Source organism: Chelativorans sp. J32, assembly GCF_000518985.1.
Classification (GTDB): domain Bacteria; phylum Pseudomonadota; class Alphaproteobacteria; order Rhizobiales; family Rhizobiaceae; genus Chelativorans.
The window spans coordinates 495,512-518,025 of sequence record NZ_JAEQ01000001.1 but is presented as its reverse complement, the minus strand read 5'-3'; the positions used below and the strand labels follow the sequence as shown (position 1 = coordinate 518,025).

At 60.2% G+C, this 22,514-nt stretch carries 18 protein-coding genes; 10 read left to right on the top strand and 8 right to left on the bottom strand.

Annotated elements, in window-relative coordinates; translation table 11 throughout:
* Positions 1-118: 118 nt before the first annotated feature.
* Positions 119-2,077, bottom strand: coding sequence for an acetoacetate--CoA ligase (locus CHEJ32_RS0102490; RefSeq protein ID WP_028032430.1), 1,959 nt, complete (start codon positions 2,075-2,077; stop codon positions 119-121).
* 200 nt (positions 2,078-2,277) lie between these two features.
* Between CHEJ32_RS0102490 and CHEJ32_RS0102485 the strand changes: the two genes are divergently transcribed.
* On the top strand, positions 2,278-4,095 hold the full coding sequence (locus CHEJ32_RS0102485; protein ID WP_028032429.1) for an AsmA-like C-terminal region-containing protein: 1,818 nt from the start codon (positions 2,278-2,280) through the stop codon (positions 4,093-4,095).
* Between the two features lie 10 nt (positions 4,096-4,105).
* On the opposite strand, the gene CHEJ32_RS0102480 is transcribed toward CHEJ32_RS0102485, so the two are convergent.
* The 4 genes from CHEJ32_RS0102480 to CHEJ32_RS0102465 all read right to left on the bottom strand — a co-directional run bounded on the left by CHEJ32_RS0102480 (position 4,106) and on the right by CHEJ32_RS0102465 (position 8,147).
* Positions 4,106-4,924 (bottom strand): ABC transporter permease, encoded by an 819-nt coding sequence (locus CHEJ32_RS0102480; protein WP_028032428.1) that lies wholly within the window; start codon positions 4,922-4,924, stop codon positions 4,106-4,108.
* A gap of 2 nt (positions 4,925-4,926) precedes the next feature.
* Positions 4,927-5,838 (bottom strand): ABC transporter permease subunit, encoded by a 912-nt coding sequence (locus CHEJ32_RS0102475; RefSeq protein ID WP_028032427.1) that lies wholly within the window; start codon positions 5,836-5,838, stop codon positions 4,927-4,929.
* Positions 5,839-5,840: 2 nt separating this feature from the next.
* Complete coding sequence (locus CHEJ32_RS0102470) at positions 5,841-6,980, bottom strand: ABC transporter ATP-binding protein (RefSeq protein WP_028032426.1); 1,140 nt, start codon at positions 6,978-6,980, stop codon at positions 5,841-5,843.
* A 69-nt stretch (positions 6,981-7,049) separates the two neighbouring features.
* On the bottom strand, positions 7,050-8,147 hold the full coding sequence (locus CHEJ32_RS0102465) for a polyamine ABC transporter substrate-binding protein (protein WP_028032425.1): 1,098 nt from the start codon (positions 8,145-8,147) through the stop codon (positions 7,050-7,052).
* Between the two features lie 430 nt (positions 8,148-8,577).
* Between CHEJ32_RS0102465 and CHEJ32_RS23725 the strand changes: the two genes are divergently transcribed.
* From CHEJ32_RS23725 to edd, 7 genes are all read left to right on the top strand, one after another.
* A complete protein-coding gene (locus CHEJ32_RS23725) occupies positions 8,578-9,009 on the top strand; it encodes a two-component system response regulator (RefSeq protein WP_051469350.1) in 432 nt (143 codons plus the stop codon).
* A 114-nt stretch (positions 9,010-9,123) separates the two neighbouring features.
* The gene (locus tag CHEJ32_RS0102455; protein ID WP_028032424.1) at positions 9,124-10,551 is read left to right on the top strand and encodes a glutamine synthetase family protein; all 1,428 of its coding nucleotides are present in this window, start codon (positions 9,124-9,126) and stop codon (positions 10,549-10,551) included.
* Between the two features lie 42 nt (positions 10,552-10,593).
* The gene (locus tag CHEJ32_RS0102450; RefSeq protein WP_028032423.1) at positions 10,594-10,959 is read left to right on the top strand and encodes a four helix bundle protein; all 366 of its coding nucleotides are present in this window, start codon (positions 10,594-10,596) and stop codon (positions 10,957-10,959) included.
* A 34-nt stretch (positions 10,960-10,993) separates the two neighbouring features.
* Positions 10,994-12,280: an FAD-binding oxidoreductase gene (locus tag CHEJ32_RS0102445; protein ID WP_028032422.1), complete on the top strand. Its 1,287-nt coding sequence runs from the start codon at positions 10,994-10,996 to the stop codon at positions 12,278-12,280.
* 157 nt (positions 12,281-12,437) lie between these two features.
* The gene (gene zwf, locus CHEJ32_RS0102440) at positions 12,438-13,910 is read left to right on the top strand and encodes a glucose-6-phosphate dehydrogenase (RefSeq protein WP_028032421.1); all 1,473 of its coding nucleotides are present in this window, start codon (positions 12,438-12,440) and stop codon (positions 13,908-13,910) included.
* On the top strand, positions 13,910-14,620 hold the full coding sequence (gene pgl, locus CHEJ32_RS0102435) for a 6-phosphogluconolactonase (RefSeq protein WP_028032420.1): 711 nt from the start codon (positions 13,910-13,912) through the stop codon (positions 14,618-14,620). Before zwf ends, pgl begins: the two co-directional genes overlap by 1 nt.
* Before the next feature lie 52 nt (positions 14,621-14,672).
* The gene (gene edd / locus CHEJ32_RS0102430; RefSeq protein WP_028032419.1) at positions 14,673-16,493 is read left to right on the top strand and encodes a phosphogluconate dehydratase; all 1,821 of its coding nucleotides are present in this window, start codon (positions 14,673-14,675) and stop codon (positions 16,491-16,493) included.
* A gap of 8 nt (positions 16,494-16,501) precedes the next feature.
* Here the strand turns inward: edd and CHEJ32_RS23720 are convergent, their stop codons facing one another.
* Together CHEJ32_RS23720 and CHEJ32_RS23715 are read right to left on the bottom strand one after the other, a co-directional pair.
* Positions 16,502-17,965 (bottom strand): class I SAM-dependent methyltransferase, encoded by a 1,464-nt coding sequence (locus CHEJ32_RS23720; protein WP_051469346.1) that lies wholly within the window; start codon positions 17,963-17,965, stop codon positions 16,502-16,504.
* Positions 17,962-18,225, bottom strand: coding sequence for a hypothetical protein (locus tag CHEJ32_RS23715; RefSeq protein WP_034657707.1), 264 nt, complete (start codon positions 18,223-18,225; stop codon positions 17,962-17,964). Before CHEJ32_RS23715 ends, CHEJ32_RS23720 begins: the two co-directional genes overlap by 4 nt.
* Before the next feature lie 195 nt (positions 18,226-18,420).
* Here CHEJ32_RS23715 and CHEJ32_RS0102415 point away from each other — a divergent pair, with 195 nt between their 5' ends.
* Both CHEJ32_RS0102415 and chrA read left to right on the top strand, forming a co-directional pair.
* Positions 18,421-20,103 (top strand): hypothetical protein, encoded by a 1,683-nt coding sequence (locus tag CHEJ32_RS0102415; RefSeq protein WP_028032418.1) that lies wholly within the window; start codon positions 18,421-18,423, stop codon positions 20,101-20,103.
* 107 nt (positions 20,104-20,210) lie between these two features.
* Positions 20,211-21,605 carry a chromate efflux transporter gene (gene chrA, locus CHEJ32_RS0102410; protein WP_028032417.1) on the top strand — a complete coding sequence of 465 codons (1,395 nt, stop codon included), beginning with the start codon at positions 20,211-20,213 and terminating at the stop codon, positions 21,603-21,605.
* Between the two features lies 1 nt (position 21,606).
* Here the strand turns inward: chrA and CHEJ32_RS0102405 are convergent, their stop codons facing one another.
* Positions 21,607-22,503 carry a bifunctional methylenetetrahydrofolate dehydrogenase/methenyltetrahydrofolate cyclohydrolase gene (locus CHEJ32_RS0102405; protein WP_028032416.1) on the bottom strand — a complete coding sequence of 299 codons (897 nt, stop codon included), beginning with the start codon at positions 22,501-22,503 and terminating at the stop codon, positions 21,607-21,609.
* Positions 22,504-22,514: the final 11 nt, after the last annotated feature.

The window sequence follows — 22,514 nt, the reverse complement described above, 5'->3', positions numbered from 1 at the left end:
GTTAACGGGAGCTTACCCGGAACCGTAAAATTCGAGTTACGGGCCGCGCCGATAAATCTCGGTAAATTCCAGGGGAACGCTTCATTAACCATGGTGCGCACATACGCTGACGCCGAGCTTACTCCTTGAGTTCTGGCAGGTCGCGGAAGCAGTCCAGCGCTTCTGGATTGGCAAGCGCCTCTTTGTTCTTCACGTCCCGGCCATGGATCACATCGCGAACCGCAAGCTCGGTGATCTTCCCGGACTTCGTGCGCGGAATGTCACGCACTGCCACGATCTTCGCTGGCACGTGCCGCGGACTTGCCCCTGTCCTGATGCAATCGCGAACATTCTTCTCAAGCGCCTGGTCGAGCACCACACCTTCAGCCAGCCGGACAAAAAGCACAACGCGCACATCGCCGTCCCATTCCTGGCCGACGCAGATCGCCTCAAGCACCTCCGGAAGCTGCTCTACCTGGTTGTAGATCTCCGCTGTGCCTATGCGCACGCCGCCAGGGTTGAGCGTGGCATCCGACCGGCCATGAATGACGATCCCGCCATGCGCCGTCCACTCGGCGAAATCGCCGTGGCACCACACACCGTCGAAACGGTCGAAATAGGCGGATCGGTATTTCTCGCCGGACGGATCGTTCCAGAACGCAACGGGCATGGAAGGAAAGGCTCTGGTGCAAACCAACTCCCCCTTTCCCGTCATAAGGGATCTGCCCGCCTCGTCCCAGACGTCGACGGCCATCCCAAGTCCCGGACCCTGGATCTCACCACTCCAGACAGGCCGAAGGGGAACACCGAGCACGAAACAGGACACGATATCGGTTCCGCCCGAGATCGAGGCCAGGTGCACGTCCTTCTTGATCGAACGATAGACAAAAGAGAAGCACTCCGGCGAGAGCGGAGAGCCTGTCGATGAGATGACGCGGATGCTGGAGAGGTCATGCGTCTTGATCGGCTCCAATCCCGCCTTGCGAACGGCGTCGATGAATTTCGCAGAGGTTCCAAGATGGGTCATCCGTTCAGAAGCCGCGAAATCGAAAATCGCGTTGCCATCCGGATGGAAGGGCGAGCCGTCATAGAGCAAAAGAGTCGCGCCCGAAGCGAGGCCGGAGACGAGCCAGTTCCACATCATCCATCCGCAGGTGGTGAAATAGAAGAAGCGGTCGCCGTTCAGAAGGCCGGCATGCAGGCGGTGTTCCTTCACATGCTGCAGCAGCGTGCCGCCAGCCGAATGGAGGATGCATTTGGGAATTCCCGTCGTCCCCGAGGAAAAGAGGATATAGAGCGGATGAGCGAAGGGCAGCCGCTCGAAAAAAAGGGGGGCCGGCGAAAGGGGAGCAATCGCTTCGTCCAAAGCCACCGCGCGGTCGCTGCCCGACGCAACCTCCCGAGCCTTTCCGAGATAGTCGACGATGAAAGCTTTCCTGACGCTTGGCAGCGCGGAAAGGATCTCGCTTGTTTTCTGCCCGACTTCGAAGGCTTTACCGCCATACCAATAGCCGTCGGGAGCGATGAAGAGCACCGGCTCGATCTGGCCGAAGCGGTCGAGGACACCACGCACGCCGAAATCGGGTGAACAAGAGGACCAGATGGCGCCCAGCGAAGCCGCGGCCAGCATCGCCGCCACTGCTTCCGGCATGTTCGGCATCATAGCGGCGATCCGATCGCCGGGCTTTACCCCCTCTGCCCTGAAGAGCTGCTGCAGGCGCGAGACCAGTCCCCTCAGTCCGTCCCAGGAGAGCGTCCGCCTCACCTTATCCTCGCCACGGAAGACGATCGCATCCTCCGGGCCTGATTTTTGCAGCAAGTTCTCAGCGAAATTGAGCTTTGCATCAGGGAAGAAAGAGGCGCCTGGCATCTTGTCGCCATTGACGAGCGTGCGGGCACCTCGCTCCCCGACAAGCCCACAAAAATCCCAAACGAGGGGCCAGAAATCCTCCCGGCTTTCAACGGACCAGCGGTGAAGTTCCGCATAATCTTGTAGTGGTCGGCCGCTGCGCTCCGAAGCCTGCTCCAGGAACGCCTTCATCGGCGCATGTTCGATCCTATCGGCAGAGGGTGTCCAAAGCGGCAGAGCCTGAACCATTTGCGTCTCCCCTTCGATCTTGCCGGTTATGCACGGCTTGAGAGAAACGGGCAAGCGCACAGCCTCGTGCCAACTCTGACGGATCGCAGGTCTCTAACAGCTGCTAACAAACTGTGTTACAAGGGTTTGAAATGGGAAGCCCATCGTTTAAACCCGCCGGGAATGGTTCGGATCGAAGCAGGGAACCACGACGAGGGGATATGCCGACATCACTGGCGAAGAAAGGCATTTGGGCTGTCGCCACCGTTGCCCTCCTGGTAATTCTCATCGTGGCCGTGCTTCCCCTGGTCGCCTCCACGCGAATCGTGCGGAACAGCATCGCCTATCAGATGCGCGCGTGGAGCGGCTATCACGTGCGGCTGGACGACACGCCGGAGATTCACGTCTGGCCGCTTCAGGCTGTGCTCCACGATGTCACTTTGCTCGATTCGGCCGATGAAAACGCTCAGACGGTGCTTGAGGCCGAGCGGATCGATATCGATCTTTCGGCGCTGGCAGCCCTTCGGGGCGACGTCGTCTTCACCCGCATGCGGCTGATCCGTCCTGTGCTGCGCGTCAGGCAGGAAGGCGACGAGCTCCAGCCAATTTCTCCGCAGGGCTGGGGCAAGGTCCCACAGTCCGTCGAAGCCGCAAAGCAGGCGGTCTCTGCCGCGCCGCGTGAACCGGACACCGCATTCCTGCCCAACGATTCCTTCGGGAAAATCGAGTTCGTCGAAGGCAGGGTCATAGCGGAGGATGGCGAACTCCAAAGCGACATACTCACCAGCTTTTCTGGCACGCTCGACTGGCCTGCGCTCAACCGACAGGCCTCGCTCTCCGCCAACGGCATCTGGCACGGGGAGAGCGTGCTGGTTACCGCCTCCATCGCCGAGCCCCTGCTTCTATTCGGTGGGGGTAACGCGGCCGTGAGCCTTTCCTTGAAAGCCGCGCCTGCTACGTTTTCTTTCGAGGGCATCGCCAATGGCTCGGGCAATGGATTTCTCGGCGGAGACTTCGAGTTATCGGCTCCTTCTCTCAGCCGGCTGATCGAATGGACCCATTCGCGTTCGCCCGTGGCCGGCAAGATCGGCCCTTTTTCGATTTCCGCGCGAATGGTCGGCGACATGAAACGCCTCAAATTCGAGGGAGCGTCGCTCAATTTCGATAAAAGCGCCGGCGAAGGCCTTCTTGATGTGAGCTTCGAATCGAGCAGGCCGATGATTGCCGGCACTCTCGCCTTCAACACGCTTGACCTGCGCGCCTTCTTCAACGGCTTCAATCCGCTCTCCTTCGATGCCGCAGGGCAAAACACCTCCGGCGCGCAGACGCAGTTCGACTTCGATTTACGTTTTTCAGCCGCGTCCGCCAAATATGACAATGTGATGCTGACGGACGTAGCTGCCGCGGCAATGCTGCGCCAAGGCCTTGCGGCATTCGACGTCTCGGATGCGACGGCATTCGGCGGTACGCTGCAATTCGGCGTGCGCAGGAACAACAATGATGCCGTTGAGATCAGCGGTAGCGGCGAAGAAATAGCCGTTGGAGAATTGGCCGCCGCATTCGGTTACGCCAAACCCATGCCGCAGGCGAGCGGGAATTTTTCCGTCATGCTGAAGGGGACCGGCAAGGATCTGGACACCGTCCTGCAATCGGCAGAGGGCAGCGTTTCGGCAAGTCTCGGCAAAGGGAGCGTCACGGGGCTGAGCGTCGATGCATTTCTGGAACATAGCGCAGCCGGCGACTTCTTCCCTATGGCGGCGCTGGAAGAAGGCAGCCTTGCGATAGACGGCATCCAGCTGAAGGCGACCGTCAAGAAGGGAGTGCTGCAGATCGATGGCGCCGAAGTCAAGTCCGGCCCTTATATGATCGGGATGGATGGCTTCATCCCGCTCGCCGGCCGCGGGTTGGCTCTCTACGGAACTCTTTCCGCACCGGAAGGAGCCGATTCACGGCTCAAGTCGCCCCTCCCGTTCTTTGTCGGCGGCTCCTGGAACGCTCCATTCATCGCCTCCTTCCTTCCCAAACCTGCAGAAGAATAGGCGCGCGTCCTCATCCAGCGAAGGCCAGCCTTTCTTCCCTCTGCCGCCGCACCTCGCGCCGCTTGTTCACGACCGACGCCGCGATGACGCCAAGGGTCACGATGCCTATCAGGATCGTGCAGACCGCATTGATTTCCGGTGTCACGCCAAGGCGCACCTGGCTGTAGATTTTCATCGGCAGCGTGGTTGCACCCGGCCCCGAAGTGAAACTGGCAATGACCAGATCATCGAGTGAGAGGGTAAAGGCCAGCATCCATCCCGAAATCACCGCGGGCAGGATGATCGGCAGCGTAACCTGGAAGAATGCCCGCAGAGGCGTTGCGCCGAGATCCATTGCGGCTTCCTCCAGCGACCGGTCGAAGGAAACGAGCCGCGACTGCACCACCACCGCCACAAAACACATTGAAAAGGTGATGTGAGCAAGGGTGACGGTCATGAAACCGCGGTCGAAACCAATAGCCACGAAGAGGAGCAGGAGGGACAGGCCGGTGATCACTTCAGGCATCACGAGCGGAGCGAAGACCATTCCGGAGAAAAGCAAGCGGCCTCGAAACCGGGTGTAGCGTGTGAGCGCGACCGCAGCCATGGTGCCGAGCACTGTCGCCACGGTGGCAGAGATGAATGCGACGCGCGCCGTGACCCAGGCGGCATCCATCAGCCCGCGATTGGAGAAGAGCGACACGTACCATCTCGTCGAGAACCCGGCCCACACCGTTACGAGACGCGACTCGTTGAACGAATAGATCACGAGGAGGAGGATCGGCAGGTACAGGAAAGCGAAGCCCAGCACCAACGCCGTAATATTGAACCGCCCCCATGTGCCTGCCATGGCTAGCCCGCCCTTTCCTGCGCCCGTGCTTGCGCCCGCTGGAAGTAAACGATCGGCAGGACCAGGATGAGCAGAAGCACGATCGCCACCGCCGAGGAAACCGGCCAGTCACGATTGGCGAAGAACTCGTTCCAAAGCGTCTTCCCGATCATAAGCGTCCCTGAACCGCCCAGGAGATCAGGGATGACGAACTCGCCCACTGCCGGGATGAAGACCAGCATGCATCCGGCCAGCACGCCGGCCAACGAAAGCGGGAAGGTGATCTTCCAGAAGGCGGCAAGCGGCGTGCAGCCGAGATCTTCTGCCGCTTCGATCAGCGAGTAATCCATCTTCTCGAGCGTCGCATAGAGCGGCAGCACCATGAAGGGCAGGTAAGAGTAGACAATGCCGATATAGACCGCGGTCGTCGTGTTGGCGATGACAAGCGGCTGATCGATAATGCCGAGGAACATAAGGAACTGATTGAGAAGCCCTTCCGGTTTCAGGATTCCGATCCACGCATAGACGCGGATCAGAAAGCTGGTCCAGAATGGCAGGATCACCATCATCAGCAGGATCGGCCGAACGGCGAGCGGCGCACGTGCCATTCCATAGGCCAAAGGATACCCGACGAGCAGCGTGAGAAGCGTCGAAACGGCTGCGATTCGCAGACTGGACAGATAGGCGTTCACATAGAGCGGATCGTCTGCCAGCCACAAATAGTTGTCGAGGGAGAGCGCTCCGAGCTTCTGGAAAAACCCCGCCAGCCCGTCCTGCCAATTGAAGACGGGAATATAAGGGGGAATCGCGATCGTCACCTGCGAAAGCGATATCTTCAGCACGATGAAGAAGGGGACCAGAAAGAAAATGAAGAGCCAAAGATAGGGAACGGCGATGACGGCCCGCCCGCCGAGGCCTGAAACAAGCTTTCGCATGATCATTCCGCCAGAACCACACCGGCATCGGCTGGAAAGGAGATCCAGGCCCGGTCGTGCCAGGTGAGCGCATCCTCCAGCCGGCGCATGCTGTTGATCATGCTCGCCTTGACGATACGCCCATCATCAAGCTTCACATTGTAGATCGTCATATCCCCCAAATAGGCGATGTCCCAGACTTCCCCGTTCAGCGCATTTTCCGCCTCCGGCGGGCGCTCTCGGGAAACGCGCATCTTCTCCGGACGGATGGCGAGCCAGACAAGGTCTCCCGGTGCAGCCCGAGCCGGGGCCGCCACACGGAAATCCGCACCGCTCGTGTCGCGGATCTCCGTCATGCCAGCGCTCTCCTTCACCAGCGATCCCTCGAAAATATTGATCGAACCGATGAAATCCGCCACGAAGCGGGAGGCTGGCGCCTCATAGATTTCGGCTGGCGTCGCCACCTGCAGCACGCGCCCCTTGTCCATAATGGCGATCCGATCCGCCATGGTCATGGCTTCTTCCTGGTCATGGGTCACCACGACGAAGGTGAGGCCCAGATCGTGCTGAAGATCCATCAGTTCGAACTGGGTCTCCTCCCGCAGCTTCTTGTCCAGAGCTCCGAGCGGCTCGTCGAGCAACAGCACCTTCGGCCGCTTGGCAAGCGAGCGGGCGAGCGCCACCCGCTGCCGCTGACCGCCGGAAAGCTGGTGTGGCTTGCGTTTTGCAAACGGCTCGAGCTTCACGAGCTTGAGCATCTGCCTCACGCGCTCGGCAATCTCGGCCTTAGGCATACGATCCTGTTTCAACCCGAAAGCGATATTGGCCTCGACGGTCATATGCGGGAAAAGCGCATAGGACTGAAACATCATGTTCACCGGGCGGCGGTAGGGCGGCACGCCGCGCAAATCCTGCCCGTCGAGGAGGATGCGGCCAGATGTCGGCTGTTCGAAGCCAGCCAGCATGCGCAGAAGAGTGGTCTTGCCACAACCCGAGGCGCCTAGAAGAGCGAAGAACTCCCTCTCGTAAATGGAAAGGGAGAGGTCATCGACGGCGACGAAGTCGCTGAAGCGCTTGGTTACGTTCTCAAAGCGGATATAGGGCTTCGCCTTGGGGTCCGCCCAAGGCGCAAAGCTCCTGCGAATGCTGCCAAGCGACGCCATGGCCTGCTCCGTCCCTGCCCCACCCCGAGGCGGTAGAAAGCCCGGCGGTTGCCGGGCTGCGATTTACCGTTACTGCCCAGTGACCACCTTGGTCCACATCCGCGTGAGCAGGCGCTGCGCGCGCGCATCATATGGCTTCGCCGTGAAAAGTTTTTGCAGCGTAGCCTCGTCCGGGTAAACGGCCGGATCATCGACCACCTCAGCGTCGAGCAGTTCCTGCGAGGCCTTGTTGCCGTTGGCGTAGAAGACGTAGTTCGACGCTTTGGCGATCACTTCCGGGCGCATCATATAATTGATGAACTCGTGGGCTTCTTCCACATGAGGCGCGTCGGCGGGAATGGCCATCTGGTCGAACCACATCTGCGCCCCTTCCTTCGGAATAGAGTAGGCGATCTCCACGCCCTGATCCGCTTCTGCCGCCCGGTCGCGCGCCTGGAAGATGTCGCCCGAATAGCCCACCGCCACGCAGATGTCGCCGTTGGCGAGTGCATTGATATATTCGGACGAGTGGAACTTGCGGATATTGGGCCGGACGGAAAGCAACAGCGCCTCGACCTTTTCAAAATCCTCGGGCTTGTCGCTGTTGGGATCGAGGCCGAGATAATTCAGCGCCGCATGCGCAATCTCGGACGAGGCGTCCAGCACATGGATGCCGCAACCGGCGAGCTTGGAGGCAACTTCGGGCTTGAAGATCGCGTCCCACGAATCGATCACATCGGTACCGAGCGCCTCTTTCACCTTAGCCTTGTTGTAGCCGATGCCTGTCGTGCCCCACATGTAATTGACTGAATATTCGTTACCGGGGTCGTAGACCGCCGTCCGCTCGGACACGAAATCCCACATATTCGCAAGATTGGGCAGCTTCGACTTGTCGAGCTTCTGAAACACGCCGGCCTCGATCTGCCGCGCCAGGAACTCGCCGGAGGGAACGACGACATCATAGCCCGTGCCGCCCGCGAGGAGCTTGGTCTCGACGATCTCGTTGGAATCGAACACATCGTAGACTACCTTGATTCCGGTTTCGGCCGTAAACTCCTGCAGAATCGACTCGTCGATGTAATCGGACCAGTTGTAGACATTAACGGTGCGCTCCTGCGCCACGGCGCCTGCGGCAAACAACACCGCTGCGACGGAAACGGCGGAGAGCAGAGCAGCTTTCGGGTTCATCACCTATCTCCCATAGTCGACCAGTTTCGGCCCGCCTCCCGCCCTTGGGAATCCGGGGAAATTAGCGGCAAACCTATTGTCGTTTGCAAAGTGCCACAAGGGGCGAAATTAGCTGTGGAAGCATACATTTCCACTGTCGGTTTTCCGCGGATCTCGATCGCCGCTGCCCGCCGGAATTCTTCCGGCAGTTTTTTCAACCTGCGCAGGAACACCTAAGTTCCGTGCCGATTTGAAGCCGGCCTGCACGAGGCGCCTCTCACGTGCCAATACCTTCTTAAGGAGGAATTGAGCGCGGGAGAGCGAACTTTTATTATTTGCAACCCGTACGATTAAGCGGGTTGACATGAGCCCTCCTATGGCGAGTATGCCGCCGCATAAACGCAACCATGCATTGAACCCGGCGTTTCTGCCGAAACCAGGTGAGGAGAACATGGGACGAAACGGCCTTGGAGGTTCAGGCCGAGCCACCCCTTCCGTCGGGTGCGCGGATCACAGCCGAATTCTTGTCGTTGCTGCTTCACCGGTTAATCGCATCGTCATCTCCCGCATGCTCGAGCGCATTTACCTGAAACCAACCGCCGTGGATCACGAAGCGGCGCTAGAAGCATTCGTCGCGAAATGTCCGGCAATGGTGATCATTGACGAAGGGCAGCAAACTAACCTGGATGCGCTAATTGAAGAGCTTGCCAGCCGACGGCAGTCGCATATGAGCAATCTCCCGCGCATCGTGCTCATCGCCGAGCCTTCCCAGCAAGGCAGTGTGCGCTATGAGGGGCTCGTGGATGCGGTCGTCGCCAAGCCGATTACGCCGGAAATACTGCAGCCGGTTGTGGAACGACTTGCAAAGGATGGTGCGATCTAGCCATTCAATTGCGGGTGAGAGCGCCTCGCAATCGAACGTTCCGCAATCGGTCCCCCTTCCCTTCTGCTTTGCGCCAAGGCTATACTCCCGCCATTAAAGCATTCCTGGTGATTGATGTTAGACGACAGCAAGGCAAGCCGCACCAACAGAGGCGGACGCCGGACTCCGGCATTTTTGAAGAATTTGCGCGGTGTGAAGGGATGGAAGGAAGCACGGGCCTGGCTCGAATGGCGCGGCATCGAGGACATCGAATGCATCGCGCCTGACCAGGCGGGCGTCGCACGCGGCAAGATGATGCCGTCCAAGAAGTTCATATCCAATACGTCGCTTGCGCTGCCTTCCGCAGTCTTCATGGCGACGATCTCCGGCGAGTATCCGGAAGATGGCAACGGGTTCACCTATCCCGAGGATGACGGCGACCTGAAACTTGTGCCCGATCTCTCAACGCTTTCGGCGGTGCCGTGGGAAACCGACCCGACTGCCCAGGTCATCTGCGATCTTGCCCATCAGGATGGCCGTGTGGTCGAGTTCGCCCCGCGCAATGTTCTGAGGCGGGTGGTCGCCAAATATGCCGAATACGGCCTGAAGCCCATCGTCGCGCCTGAGATCGAATTCTATCTCGTTCACAAAAACCCGGATCCCGACTATCCGCTCACGCCACCCGTCGGGCGATCCGGAAGGCCGATCGGAGGCGGACAGGGATATTCCATCGCGGGCGTCAACGAGTTCGACGAGCTGATTGACGACATCTATCATTTCTCCGAAAGCCAGGGGCTGGAGATCGACACGCTGATTCACGAGGAGGGTGCGGGGCAACTCGAAATCAACCTGCGCCACGGTGATCCGGTCGAGCTTGCCGACCAGGTGTTCCTCTTCAAGAGAACGATCAGGGAAGCGGCCCTCAAGCACGATATGTACGCCACCTTCATGGCCAAGCCGATACAGGACCAGCCGGGTTCGGCCATGCACATCCATCAGTCGGTCGTCACGTTGAAGGGCGGCCGCAACGTTTTTTCCGACGAAGCCGGGGAAGAGACGGAGATGTTCCGCCATTTCATCGGCGGGCTGCAGCGACACGTGCCGAACGCACTGATCATGCTTGCGCCCTACGTGAATTCCTATCGCCGGCTGACGCAGGGCGGCTCGGCGCCGGTCAACACGCACTGGGGTTACGACAACCGCACCACCGCGTTCCGCGTGCCGCGCTCGGACCCGAGCTCCAGGCGCGTGGAGAACCGCATTCCCTCGTCCGACGCCAATCCCTACCTCGCGCTTGCCGCCTCGCTTGCCTGCGGCCTTATCGGCATTCTTGAAAAGATCGAGCCGGATGCGCCGGCCGGCACCGCAGTGAATACCGACGTGATCGACCTGCCGCGCGGCTTGCTCGAGGCAGTCGCCCTTTTCGAGGGCGATGCGGCGCTCTGCGATATGGTCGGCGAACTCTTCGCCAGTACCTACGCCGCAATCAAGCGGGCAGAATTCGAGACCTTCATGAAGGTCATCAGCCCGTGGGAGCGGGAATATCTGTTGTTGAATGTGTAGGGCAGTAGGGCAGTAGGGCAGTAGGGCAGTAGGGCAGTAGAGATGTCGGCAAAGATCGAGTCCTACAAGGACCTCCTCGACTGGCAGCAAGCTATGGATCTCGCCGTGGCAACTTACCTGACGAAGGGTTGGCCCAAAGAGGAGATCTATGGCCTTACCAGTCAAGCGAGCAGGGCTGCAAGTTCGGTGCCTGCCAGTATTGCGGAAGGTTACGGGCGTGAGAACTCCGGCTCGTATCAGCAGTTCTGGAGAACCGCGCAGGAGTCGCTGAAGGAGTTAGAAACGCATTCTCTTCCTGCTGAACGGATTGGCTTTGCAACAAGAGGAGCGATCGCACCGTTGATGACGTGTAGCGAAAGCGTCGGAAAGCTCCTGAGGCTTCTCATCCGCAAGCTCTCAACCTGTTGAGCACATTACCCTACTGCCCTATCTCCCTCATCCCATGCCATACCAATCCCCGATCTCACCCGGCCTGTCCTGGTACGAAGCGACTGTGGGCGAGAGACCGCAGTACCCGCGGCTCGACGGTGACAGGCGGGCGGACGTGGCAATCATCGGCGGTGGCTTTACCGGTCTTTCCGCAGCCGCCCACCTGGCTCAGCTGGGTGTGGACGTCGTTCTGATCGAAGCGCATCGGGTAGGTGACGGCGCTTCCGGCCGCAATGGCGGCCAGTTGGGCACAGGCCAACGCGCCTGGGCGGAAGAACTCGAGGCCGATCTGGGCTATGCGAGATCGAAGGTACTCTTCGATTTGGCTGAAGAGGCCAAGGCGCATCTCCTCGACTTCGCGCAGACAAACGGGATCGAAATCGACTACGTGCCCGGGCATCTCTCAGTGGCGCACAAGCGGCGCTATCTGGAGGCCTATCGCACGCATGTCGATATCATGCGCGAGCGCTATTCCTATCCCCATCTTACCTTCATGGATGGCCGGGAGACCGCGGAACGCTTGGGCTCGACGCGCTATTTCGGCGGCCTTCGCGACACCGGGACGGGGCATATTCACCCTTTGAAGCTCGTGGTGGGCACCGCGCGCGTGGCAGCGGCTGCGGGCGCCCATCTGTTCGAGGAAACGAAGGCCACGCACATCAACACACTCTCGGGGAAAGTGCGGATTACGACCCCCTTCGGTTCGATCACCGCCGACAAGTGCCTGATCGCAACTGATGCCTATACCGGCAATCTGGAGCCCTCGACGGCCGCTCATCTCCTGCCCATCGGCTCCTTCATTGGGGCTACCGTGCCGCTCAGACCGGACAGTCCCGTGCTTCCCGGCGGAGAGAGCGTGGACGATTCCCGCTTTGTCGTCCGTTATTTCAGAAAGACAAAGGACGACCGGCTGCTTTTCGGCGGACGCGAGGTCTATTCCAAATCAAGCCCGCGAGAAATCCGAAGCCAAATCCGCCGCCAGATCGCGGAAGTCTACCCGGATCTCCGCGATATCGAACTCACCCATGCCTGGGGAGGCTCTGTCGGCATCACCATGCCGCGACGGCCATTTGTTCGCGAAGTGATGCCAAATGTGATCACCGCCGGAGGATATTCGGGCCACGGCGTAATGCTGGCAAATTTCATGGGACGCCTCTACGCGGAAGCAGTTGCAGGAAACCGGGAACGCCTGCGGCTGTTGGAAGATCTGAGAATACCGGCTTTTCCGGGCGGAACACGCTTCCGTCACGCACTGTTGTTCCTCGCTCTCAATTGGTACGCACTGCGTGATAGGATCTAGGCCGGCGACGTGCCCGGCTTGCAAGACGAGTTTTCACGCCTATCCTCTGCTTGACGAGCCGTCCTGCTGCACTGCGGCAAAAGGACGGCCACAGGGCTCTGGCCTTATTAAATCGATTAGACTATGTAGCGACCACGACAGAACGGACGCAAAGCCAATGACAAGCCAGACTATACCGGTCGACCCCTTCGACCTCATCGTCTTCGGGGCAACTGGTGACCTCTGCGAGCGCAAGTTGTTGCCGGCGCTTTACCAGCGCCAGCGGGCTGGCCAGTTCAGCGGACCGACGCGAATCATCGGTTCCTCCCGCTCCGAGCTGAGCGACGAGCAGTACCGCTCCTTCGCGAAAGAGGCGATCAACGCCCACGTTTCCAGGGCAGACATAGACGAGCGCGAACTCGAGCGCTTTCTGGCCCGTCTCTCTTATGTATCGGCGGATGCAACCACCGGACGGGGCTTCGAAGACCTCAAAGCGGCGGTCGGAGACAGCACGAATATCCGCGCCTTCTATCTGGCCGTCGCGCCTTCCCTTTTCGGCGTCATCGTCAGCCAGATCGACGCCCACGGCATCGCTACCCCTACGTCCCGGGTCATCGTGGAGAAGCCCATCGGGCGCAGCTTGGAGACTGCCAAGGAGGTCAATAACGCGATCGGCCGGGTGTTCGATGAAGCCCGTATCTTCCGCATCGATCATTATCTCGGCAAGGAGACGGTTCAGAACCTGATGGCCTTGCGCTTTGCCAACGCGCTCTACGAACCGCTCTGGAATTCGGCACATGTCGACCACGTGCAGATCACGGTCGCCGAATCCGTCGGCCTTGAGGGGCGGGCCGACTATTACGACAAGGCAGGCGCGCTTCGCGACATGGTCCAGAACCACATCCTGCAGCTTCTTTGTCTCGTTGCAATGGAGGTTCCCGCCTCTCTTGAAGCCGATGCCGTCCGCGACGAGAAGCTCAAGGTCCTGCGCGCCCTCAAGCCGATCGACGCATTCAATGCGGAACGCGTAACCGTACGCGGACAATACCGCGCGGGCGCCTCGAATGGCGGCGCCGTTAAAGGCTATCTGGAAGAACTTTCCGCCGGGGTCAGCGGTACGGAGACATTCGTCGCCGTGAAGGCAGAGATCGGCAATTGGCGCTGGGCGGGCGTGCCATTCTACCTGCGCACGGGCAAGCGCATGGCCACACGCGTTTCTGAAATCGTGATCGAGTTCAAGCCAATCCCGCATTCAATCTTCGGAGAGGCCGCGGGGCGGATCTTCGCCAACCAGCTCGTCATCCGCCTGCAGCCCGACGAAGGCGTGAAGCAATGGATCATGATCAAGGATCCCGGCCCCGGGGGAATGCGGCTGCGTCAAATACCGCTCGATATGAGCTTCGCGGAATCGTTCCATGAACGTAATCCGGATGCCTATGAACGGCTCATCATGGACGTGATCCGGGGGAACCAGACCCTTTTCATGCGTCGTGACGAGGTGGAGGCCGCATGGCGCTGGATCGATCCGATCCTTGCGGCATGGGAAGAGCGTGGGCAGGCGGTGCAGGCCTATACCGCCGGCACCTGGGGCCCTTCGGCCTCGATCGCCCTCATCGAGCGCGACGGCCGCACATGGCACGAGAGCTTTTGATGGCGGACGTCCTCTGGCATGATTTCACTGGAAGCGAGGTGCTGGCGGAAGCGCTCGCCGAAACCGTGGCGATGCATCTTGCCGACGCGATCGAGAAACGCGGTGCGGCAAGCATCGCCGTATCGGGTGGCAGCACCCCGCCCCCCTTCTTTCGCGCGCTTTCGCGTCAGGAGATCGATTGGACGCGGGTAACCATCACGCTCGTCGACGAGCGTTTCGTGCCTCCCTCCTCCGAACGTTCGAATGCCGCTCTTGCCAGCCGGCATTTACTGCAAAACAACGCCGCAAAGGCGAATTTCATCGGTCTTTACCAGCCGACCGAAACTGTCGAAGACGCCGCTGAAAGAGCGGACGAAAAGATCGGGGAGATCCCCCTCCCATTGGATGTGGTCGTGCTCGGCATGGGTCCGGATGGACACACCGCTTCCTTTTTTCCGGACGCGGAGGACATCGCGCTGAAGATGCAGGTGCAAGATCGGCGTGTGCTGCCGATTTACGCGAAAAGCGCCGGCGAACCTCGCCTGACACTCTCCATGCCGCTGATCTCCCAAGCGCGTTTCATCGCCGTTCATATCGAAGGGGAGGAAAAGCGTCAGGTGCTGGAAACGACCCTCTCGGCAGACGGCGCAAAACTGCCCATCCGAATTGCGGTGGAACAGGCAGCCGCCCCCGTTTCCATCTACTGGGCGCCCGGTCGAACGACGCCCTGACATCTCGATATTCCCAGAGGCTCGGCCAACCGGGATCGTGCAGGACAGGACCATGACAGCAAGGCGAGAAATCGAAGCCATCACAGCCCGTATCCGCGAGCGTTCGCGTGCAAGCCGCGAAGCCTATCTCAGCCGCGTGGACGACGCAGCGTCGAAGGGGGTTCATCGCGCCACTCTCTCCTGCGGAAACCTCGCTCACGGCTTTGCCGCCTGCGCACCGCACGATAAGCAGGCGCTTGCCGGCGACACAGTTCCCAATTTGGGGATCATCACCGCCTACAATGATATGCTTTCCGCGCACCAGCCATACGAGACCTTTCCCGAGCTCATCAAGGAGGCCGCACGTGAAGCGGGCGGGGTCGCGCAGGTCGCCGCCGGCGTGCCGGCCATGTGCGATGGCGTCACCCAGGGCCAACCGGGGATGCAACTCTCCCTCTTCTCGCGTGACGTGATCGCGCTGTCGACGGCTGTCGGCCTCTCGCACAACATGTTCGATGCCGCCGTTTATCTGGGCATATGCGATAAGATCGTGCCGGGGCTCACCATCGCGGCCCTCACTTTCGGCCACTTGCCCGCTGTGTTTATTCCCGCGGGACCTATGACCACCGGTCTTCCAAATGACGAGAAGGCGAGGATCCGCCAACTCTATGCGGAGGGCAAGGTCGGGCGCGAAGCGCTGCTCGACGCCGAATCCAAATCCTACCACGGACCCGGCACCTGCACCTTCTATGGGACTGCCAACTCCAATCAGATGCTGATGGAAATCATGGGGCTGCACACACCGGGCTCTTCCTTCGTCAATCCCAACACGCCCCTGCGCGATGCGTTGACAAAGGAAGCCGCGAAGCGCGCTCTCGCGATCACCGCACTCGGCAATGAATTCACACCTGCGGGCCGCATGATCGACGAGCGTTCCGTCGTCAATGGGGTGGTCGGGCTCAATGCGACCGGCGGATCGACCAATCATACCATGCATCTGGTGGCGATGGCTGCGGCTGCAGGCATCAAGCTCACCTGGGGCGATATCGCAGAAATTTCCGAGCACGTTCCGCTATTGGCGCGGGTCTATCCCAACGGCCTGGCAGACGTGAACCATTTTCATGCCGCTGGCGGCATCGGCTTTCTCATCCGCGAGCTTCTCGACGCCGGGCTCCTGCATGAGGACGTACTGACGGTCTGGGGCCCGGGCCTGCGGCAATACGCGATTGAAGCAAGGCTCGGCCCTGATGGCTCGGTCGTGCGGCAACCCGCACCGAAGGAAAGCGGTGATGAGAAGGTCCTCGTACCGGTGACGAAGGCGTTCCAGCCCACGGGCGGCATCCGCGTGCTCAAGGGCAATCTGGGTCAGGCCATCATCAAAACCTCGGCCGTCAAGCCGCAGCACAGGATCATCGAGGCGCCGGCGATCGTCTTTCACGCCCAGGAGGAGCTTCAGGCCGCTTTCAAGGCCGGCGAGCTTGATCGCGACTTCATCGCCGTCCTCCGCTTCCAAGGGCCGAAGGCCAACGGCATGCCTGAATTGCATAAGCTGACGCCCGTGCTCGGAGTGCTGCAAGACCGGGGTCACAAGGTAGCGCTCCTCACCGATGGCCGGATGTCCGGCGCATCCGGCAAGGTTCCCGCAGCCATTCACGTCACCCCCGAGGCGGCGGACGCAGGGCCCATCGCACGAATCAAGGATGGCGACATCGTGCGGCTGGACGCCGAGGCGGGAACGGTGGAAGCCCTGGTCGACGCAGAGGAATTCGCCGCACGAGCCCCTGCTTCAGCCGACCTCTCACACGAGCATTACGGCATGGGACGGGAACTCTTCGCAAGCTTCCGGCAGATCGTTTCACGGGCTGATCAAGGTGCGGCGATCTTCGCCGAATGACGCCGTCTCTATCGCACTGTGGCGAAGTAGATGTGCCGCTTTCCACCCTTCAGCGGCTGCTCTGATTGAATATCGAACCGGGCCGAGAGAAGGTCGCGGAAGATCTCCGGATGGTAATCGTCGTACTGATCGTCCTTGTTGGCGAGCAGTGTCTGCACCATCTCATCCTCCCGGCCGACGAACTCGATCACGAGCGAGGTTCCCAAGCCTGCAAGCCAGCTGATGAACTCGGCAAGCGGAATATTGGCTGAAATGACGATGTGGTGGACAAGCGCCAGACACAAGGTGAGCTCAGGTCTTCCCCTCTCGGTGATTGCCTTCCGCTCGGCGTTGCGCCAGCCCTGGCTTGGCGATGCGTCCGCCAGATTCATCACCAGCGGCAAAATGTTCTCGGACGCGTCCGCGGCTTTCTGGCGCTGATACAGGTGCTCAATGGCCATCCAGTCGCCGTCCATCGCAACGACATAATCGGAATGCTCGGCCACGAGCCGGGAGAAGGTGCCCGTGTTGCAGCCGAGATCCCAGGCAAGATGCCAATGGCGCGTTGCTGCCGACCTGCGCACGAACTCGATCTTCTTGGTCAGTTCGGCGTCGTCGTAAGAATGCGTGCGGTCGTAATCGGCCCAGGTGGTTTTGGTATTTGCCGGTTGGAGCCCTTCGACGAGCTTGGCAAGCTTTCCGACATTGCGCTCTATCAAAGCTTTGCCGAAACCCGCCTCTGCAAGCGCGCCGCGAACGTTCTGCCCTCCCCCCGAATAACGTTTCTGCAGCGCCGCCTGAGCGGCAACATGCAGAAGAACACCCGGCCGCAGCAGATCACGCGATGACATCAGCCCCCGCATGTCCTCAGCCGGAATCCCGTCCACCCTGCCGCGCAGCCAAGGGCGGAAATCCGCGCCTTTATACGCCTGCAGCATCAGCGGATAGAGGAAGAGTTCGCAGAACTGGCGGTAGCCCACCCATGGCTCGCCCTGCCGAAGCGGCTCGAAGGAGGGAATGTCGATGAAAACGGGCCGGACGCCGTTCCATTGGACATTGTAGGCCGAAGAATCCTTCAGGATCATATCGGCCGCCAATGCCTGGCGCATCAGTTCCAGATGCAGCAGCGCCGCATCTTTCAGCATGCCGAAGGACCACTCGTACGGGTAGGAGATGAACGGTATCCGCGCATGCTCCACTATGCCTCCCCATCGTCCGAGATCGACTCCTGCGGCCAATGGATCGACCGTGTGTGTCTCCACCACACGGCCTTCGTCGCTGAGTTTTTGAAAGAAAGGCGCCTGCTCCAAGCGGCGCCAATTGTCGAGCGCTCGCGGGCTCAAATATCTGAACACGCGCTCGCCGCGATAGAACACCGCGCCGTTGCGATCTCGATACGAACCTGGCTCAGGCTCTACTGACGCAACCTGCGTGGCCGCGATGCTTTCGGCGATGATTGCGGCGTCTCTCTTCAGCGGGCTTGACTCGTTCACCTATCAGCCTGCGCGTTGGAGACGTCCTTCTTGGCTTCCAGCGCCTGAGGGTCTTCGCGGCGGACACCTATGGCGATCAGGAATTTGTGCCAATAGAGCTTTCCGGCGATCGCCAGACCGGCCAGGCCGCCCAGCAGCACCTGGAGAATCATGCTTCCCGTTCCGGCATCCAGATATGCGTGCGCACCGGAAGTGGAGATGCCGACGAACAGCAGCGAAAGCGTGACCGGAAATAGATGAGATGCAATCTTGAGGTGCATCTGCCCTGCCTTTCTTCTGATGACGTCGTCCCAACTGTGCTGGAACGCGATCAGCGTTCGGACGTTCCCTCTAGCTTTGTAAAAACGTCATGAAATTGTCACATAAAATGTGAGCCGGCTAGATGCATCCAGAGAAGCTGATAAGTTTTCCAGAGGACATGGCCGGCCTCCGCCGGCCACCGCAGAGGTTTCGACATGGCCGATATTGAACAGCCGATGGGGGAAGCAGCGCCGGCGGCGAAGAAGAAGCGACACCGTTTCATCCCTACGGATGGCAGCTATCCCTTCCACCCATTCCTGTTCGCGGCGGCGTCCGTTCTGGCCGTCATGGCCCGCAATCTCGACCATGCCGGTCTCGCGGATGTCCTTCCATCCCTGGTAGGCGTGCTTCTCTTTGCGCTGGCGGTTTATCTGTTGGTGGCGCTCCTGCGCCGGCGCCTGGACCGGCTGACCACGATCATTTCAAGTATATGGGTGGTGGGTCTTCTCTTTTACGGGCAGCTTTTCAAGGACGTGAACGGCATCGTCCAAGGCAGCTTCTCGATGGCGAAGACACTCCCCTACGCCTTCGCAATTCTCGTGGCGGTCACGGCGCTTGCCATCTTGCTGCGAAGAGCCTCGGGCCTCGTCCACAGCGTCCTGACCGGCATCGCCGCCGTGCTCCTCATAACGCCCATATGGAACACAGTCAGCTACGAATGGCGAAACGGGGCCGCGCGCGAGATTTACAACCTCGACCGCGCCATGGCGGAAATCGATCCATTCATAGCGCCGGCAGGGGAACGCATTTCGAGCAAAAGGCCGCCCGACATCTACCACTTCATCTTCGATCGCTATGCTTCTGAGCCGATCCTGCAGCAGCATTTCGGAATCGACAACAGCGCGATTGGCCGGTTCCTGGAACAGCGTGGTTTCTATGTCGCTCGCGACAGCAACTCCAATTACCAGAAAACCGGCCATTCCCTGGCTTCTACGCTCTATATGGACTACCTTAACCTGCTGGGTGACGACCCGCGGGCAAAGGGCAGCAACTGGCGCCCCATCTATGAGATGCTGGACGAGACCCGCGCGAGCAAGTTCCTGATATCCCAAGGCTACGACTTCCTGCAGTTCGGCTCGTGGTGGGTCGGCACTTACGACAATCCGCTCGCGAAGGAGAATCATCCGCACGGGTTCAGCGAGTTCGAGATGATCTACCTCCGGACGACGGCCGCACTGCCCGTATCGCACATTCTACCGCGAAGACCGCTGACCATGCGGCTAGATTGGGACAATGCGCAATGCCAGCGCGTCGGCCCGCAGGTAGAAGAGATCAAGGCGATCGGCGAGCGTGACAAGCCGGTCTATGTCTTTGCGCATTTCCTGGTCACGCATGGGCCTTTCGTTTTCACGCCGGAAGGCCGGTGCCTCACTCTGCAAGAACAGATCAAACGGGGCGAAGATCAGGGCTATGTCGATGGCATCGCATATGCCAACAAGATCATTGAGGAGATCGTCACCACGCTTCAAAGCCCTGACCGGGAACCGCCAATCATCATCATCCAGGCCGATGAAGGTCCCTTTCCGGAGCGGGACTGGAGCATACCCTGGCAGGATTCGCCGGTCGATGGTCTCCGGATCAAGACCGGAATACTCAATGCATATTTCTTCCCGAACAAGGACTACGGGTCCTTGCGTTCCGACATCACGCCCGTGAACAGCTATCGCGTGGTGTTCAACAACTATCTGGGAGCGAATTTCCCTATTCTCCCGGACCGCATCTTCTTCTTTCCGAACGATGCGAATATCTACGAATTCCACGATGTAACCGAGAAGATCCGCCGGCCGGCCAATGTCGCGGGACGTGCGATCGACCAACCCTTGCAGCCGGTGAACTGAAGCCTGAAGGACATCGCCAACCTCTCTTGACCGCTTGCAATACTTGGGCCACGCCTAGTGGCGGTTCTGGGAATCTTGCTCCTATGGGCTCTGAAACGCCTTCCCCCATGCCCAAGGCCTCACCCGAAGAGGCAAGGCAGCCGGCTGCCCAGGATCACGGCATTCCGTTCTCGGAGGGCGTGAAAGTGTGGCTCAGGGTAGCGGCCCTGAGCTTCGGCGGCCCCGCCGGCCAGATCGCCGTCATGCATAGGATCGTTGTCGAGGAGAAGCGCTGGATCGGTGAGACCCGCTTCCTCCACGCGCTCAATTACTGCATGCTGCTTCCCGGACCGGAGGCGCAGCAACTCGCAGTCTATATCGGCTGGCTCATGCACCGAACGGCGGGAGGCGTCGTCGCAGGCACGCTCTTTGTACTGCCCGGGTTTTTCTCCATCCTGGCGCTCAGCTATGTCTATGCAGCTTTCGGCAATGTCAGGATCGTCGAGGGCCTGTTTTTCGGGCTGAAAGCGGCGGTGCTCGCCGTCGTTCTCGAAGCGGTGGTACGCATCGGCAAGCGTGCACTGAAGAACATGGCCATGCTGGCCCTTGCAGCGGCCGCGTTCATTGCGATCTTCTTCTTCGACATACCCTTCCCAATCATCGTCCTTGCAGCGGCCGTCATCGGCTATGCCGGTACACGCGCCGGCTCGCGCCTCTTCCAGACGGGCAGCCACGGCAAAGCCGCCGGCGCGCTCGCTGACCGGGAATCCGTCCTGGGAGAACGTGTTCCGACGCAAACGAGGCCGGACATCGCCTGGTTGATCAAAATTTCGGCGTTCCTGCTGACGCTCTGGCTGGTACCCGTCGGGCTGATCATCGCAACCATGGGGCTGGACAATGTCTTCAGCCAGATAGCCCTTCTCTTCAGCCAGATGGCGGTTGTTACCTTCGGTGGTGCCTACGCGGTGCTGGCCTATGTGGCGCAGCTTGCCGTCGAACATTACGGCTGGCTGCGGCCGGGGGAGATGCTGGACGGTCTCGGAATGGCGGAGACCACGCCAGGTCCGCTGATCATGGTGCTTCAATTCGTCGGTTTCATGGGTGCTTTCCGCGATCCCGGTCCGCTCGACCCGATGGTCGCAGCTACACTCGGCGCGGTGCTGACCACCTGGGTCACCTTCGTACCTTGCTTCCTCTGGATCTTCCTCGGCGCGCCCTTCATCGAAACTCTTCGGGAGAACCGCGCGATAACAGGCGCAATGTCGGCAATCACGGCGGCTGTCGTCGGGGTCATCCTCAATCTTGCGATCTGGTTCTCGCTGCACATGCTCTTCGGCGAGCTCGTCCTCTGGAAAGGCTATGGCATCAGTGTCGAGGTGCCCGTCTGGTCGAGCGTGAACGAGCCGGCAGCAGTGCTGACGGCTTTTTCCATTTTGGCGATTTTCCGACTGGGAATGCCGCTGCCGGTCGTTCTGCTTTCTGCTGCTGCCGCCGGACTGGCCTGGCGAATGCTGGCCCTCTGAATCAGAGGTCAGGCGTGTCCCGGCCGGAAGCCCTGTTTGCAGCGGCCAATGTATTGGCCATCAGCATGGCGATCGTCATCGGACCGACACCTCCCGGCACCGGCGTGATGGAACCGGCGACCTTCTCCGCTTCCGCATAGTCCACGTCGCCGACGAGCCTCGTCTTGCCTTCGCCCTTCTCCGGCGCGGGTATTCGGTTAATGCCGACATCGATGACGGTGGCGCCGGGTTTGATCCATTCACCCTTAACCATCTGAGGCCGCCCCACCGCGGCTACCACGATATCGGCATTTCGGCAGACGGCGGCCAGGTCGGCCGTGCGGCTGTGGGCGATCGTAACCGTCGCATTCGCCGCCAGCAGCAGATTGGCCATGGGCTTGCCGACGATATTCGAGCGGCCGATGACGACGGCCGACAGGCCCGAAAGATCCTTGCCGCGTACTCCCTCGATCAGAAGCATGGCACCGGCCGGCGTGCAAGGCACCAGGGCCTTTGCGATCGCTCCTGTTCCCAGCATGCCGACATTCAGGATGTGGAAGCCATCGACGTCCTTTTCCGGCGCGATCGTGTAAATGATACGGTCGGAATTGATATGTTTGGGCAGCGGAAGCTGGACCAGGATGCCGTGGATCGCGGGATCGCGGTTAAGGTCCTCAACCAACGAGACCAGTTCGTCCTCGGATGTGTTCTCCGGCAACGAATGCTGTACCGAATGGAAGCCGCACTCCGTCGCCTTCTTCGACTTTGAGGCGACATAGACCTGGCTTGCCGGGTCCTCACCGACGATCACCACCGCGAGACCGGGAGTGACGCCGCGCGTCTTCAGCTCTTCGGCTCCCTTCGTGACGTTCTCCAGGATTTTCGCTGCGGCGGCCTTTCCATCAATAATCTGAGCCATCGACACTCGCT

Excerpts from the sequence above, each read along its gene's own strand:
- CHEJ32_RS23725 (WP_051469350.1), top strand. The coding sequence starts at position 8,578 with ATGGGACGAAACGGCCTTGGAGGTTCAGGCCGAGCCACCCCTTCCGTC.
- CHEJ32_RS0102485 (WP_028032429.1), top strand. The coding sequence starts at position 2,278 with ATGCCGACATCACTGGCGAAGAAAGGCATTTGGGCTGTCGCCACCGTT.
- CHEJ32_RS0102450 (WP_028032423.1), top strand. The coding sequence starts at position 10,594 with ATGTCGGCAAAGATCGAGTCCTACAAGGACCTCCTCGACTGGCAGCAA.
- CHEJ32_RS0102480 (WP_028032428.1), bottom strand. The coding sequence starts at position 4,924 with ATGGCAGGCACATGGGGGCGGTTCAATATTACGGCGTTGGTGCTGGGC.
- CHEJ32_RS0102405 (WP_028032416.1), bottom strand. The coding sequence starts at position 22,503 with ATGGCTCAGATTATTGATGGAAAGGCCGCCGCAGCGAAAATCCTGGAG.
- CHEJ32_RS23715 (WP_034657707.1), bottom strand. The coding sequence starts at position 18,225 with ATGCACCTCAAGATTGCATCTCATCTATTTCCGGTCACGCTTTCGCTG.
- CHEJ32_RS0102470 (WP_028032426.1), bottom strand. The coding sequence starts at position 6,980 with ATGGCGTCGCTTGGCAGCATTCGCAGGAGCTTTGCGCCTTGGGCGGAC.
- CHEJ32_RS0102455 (WP_028032424.1), top strand. The coding sequence starts at position 9,124 with ATGTTAGACGACAGCAAGGCAAGCCGCACCAACAGAGGCGGACGCCGG.
- pgl (WP_028032420.1), top strand. The coding sequence starts at position 13,910 with ATGGCGGACGTCCTCTGGCATGATTTCACTGGAAGCGAGGTGCTGGCG.
- CHEJ32_RS0102475 (WP_028032427.1), bottom strand. The coding sequence starts at position 5,838 with ATGCGAAAGCTTGTTTCAGGCCTCGGCGGGCGGGCCGTCATCGCCGTT.
- CHEJ32_RS0102465 (WP_028032425.1), bottom strand. The coding sequence starts at position 8,147 with ATGAACCCGAAAGCTGCTCTGCTCTCCGCCGTTTCCGTCGCAGCGGTG.
- CHEJ32_RS0102445 (WP_028032422.1), top strand. The coding sequence starts at position 10,994 with ATGCCATACCAATCCCCGATCTCACCCGGCCTGTCCTGGTACGAAGCG.
- edd (WP_028032419.1), top strand. The coding sequence starts at position 14,673 with ATGACAGCAAGGCGAGAAATCGAAGCCATCACAGCCCGTATCCGCGAG.
- chrA (WP_028032417.1), top strand. The coding sequence starts at position 20,211 with ATGCCCAAGGCCTCACCCGAAGAGGCAAGGCAGCCGGCTGCCCAGGAT.
- CHEJ32_RS0102415 (WP_028032418.1), top strand. The coding sequence starts at position 18,421 with ATGGCCGATATTGAACAGCCGATGGGGGAAGCAGCGCCGGCGGCGAAG.
- zwf (WP_028032421.1), top strand. The coding sequence starts at position 12,438 with ATGACAAGCCAGACTATACCGGTCGACCCCTTCGACCTCATCGTCTTC.
- CHEJ32_RS0102490 (WP_028032430.1), bottom strand. The coding sequence starts at position 2,077 with ATGGTTCAGGCTCTGCCGCTTTGGACACCCTCTGCCGATAGGATCGAA.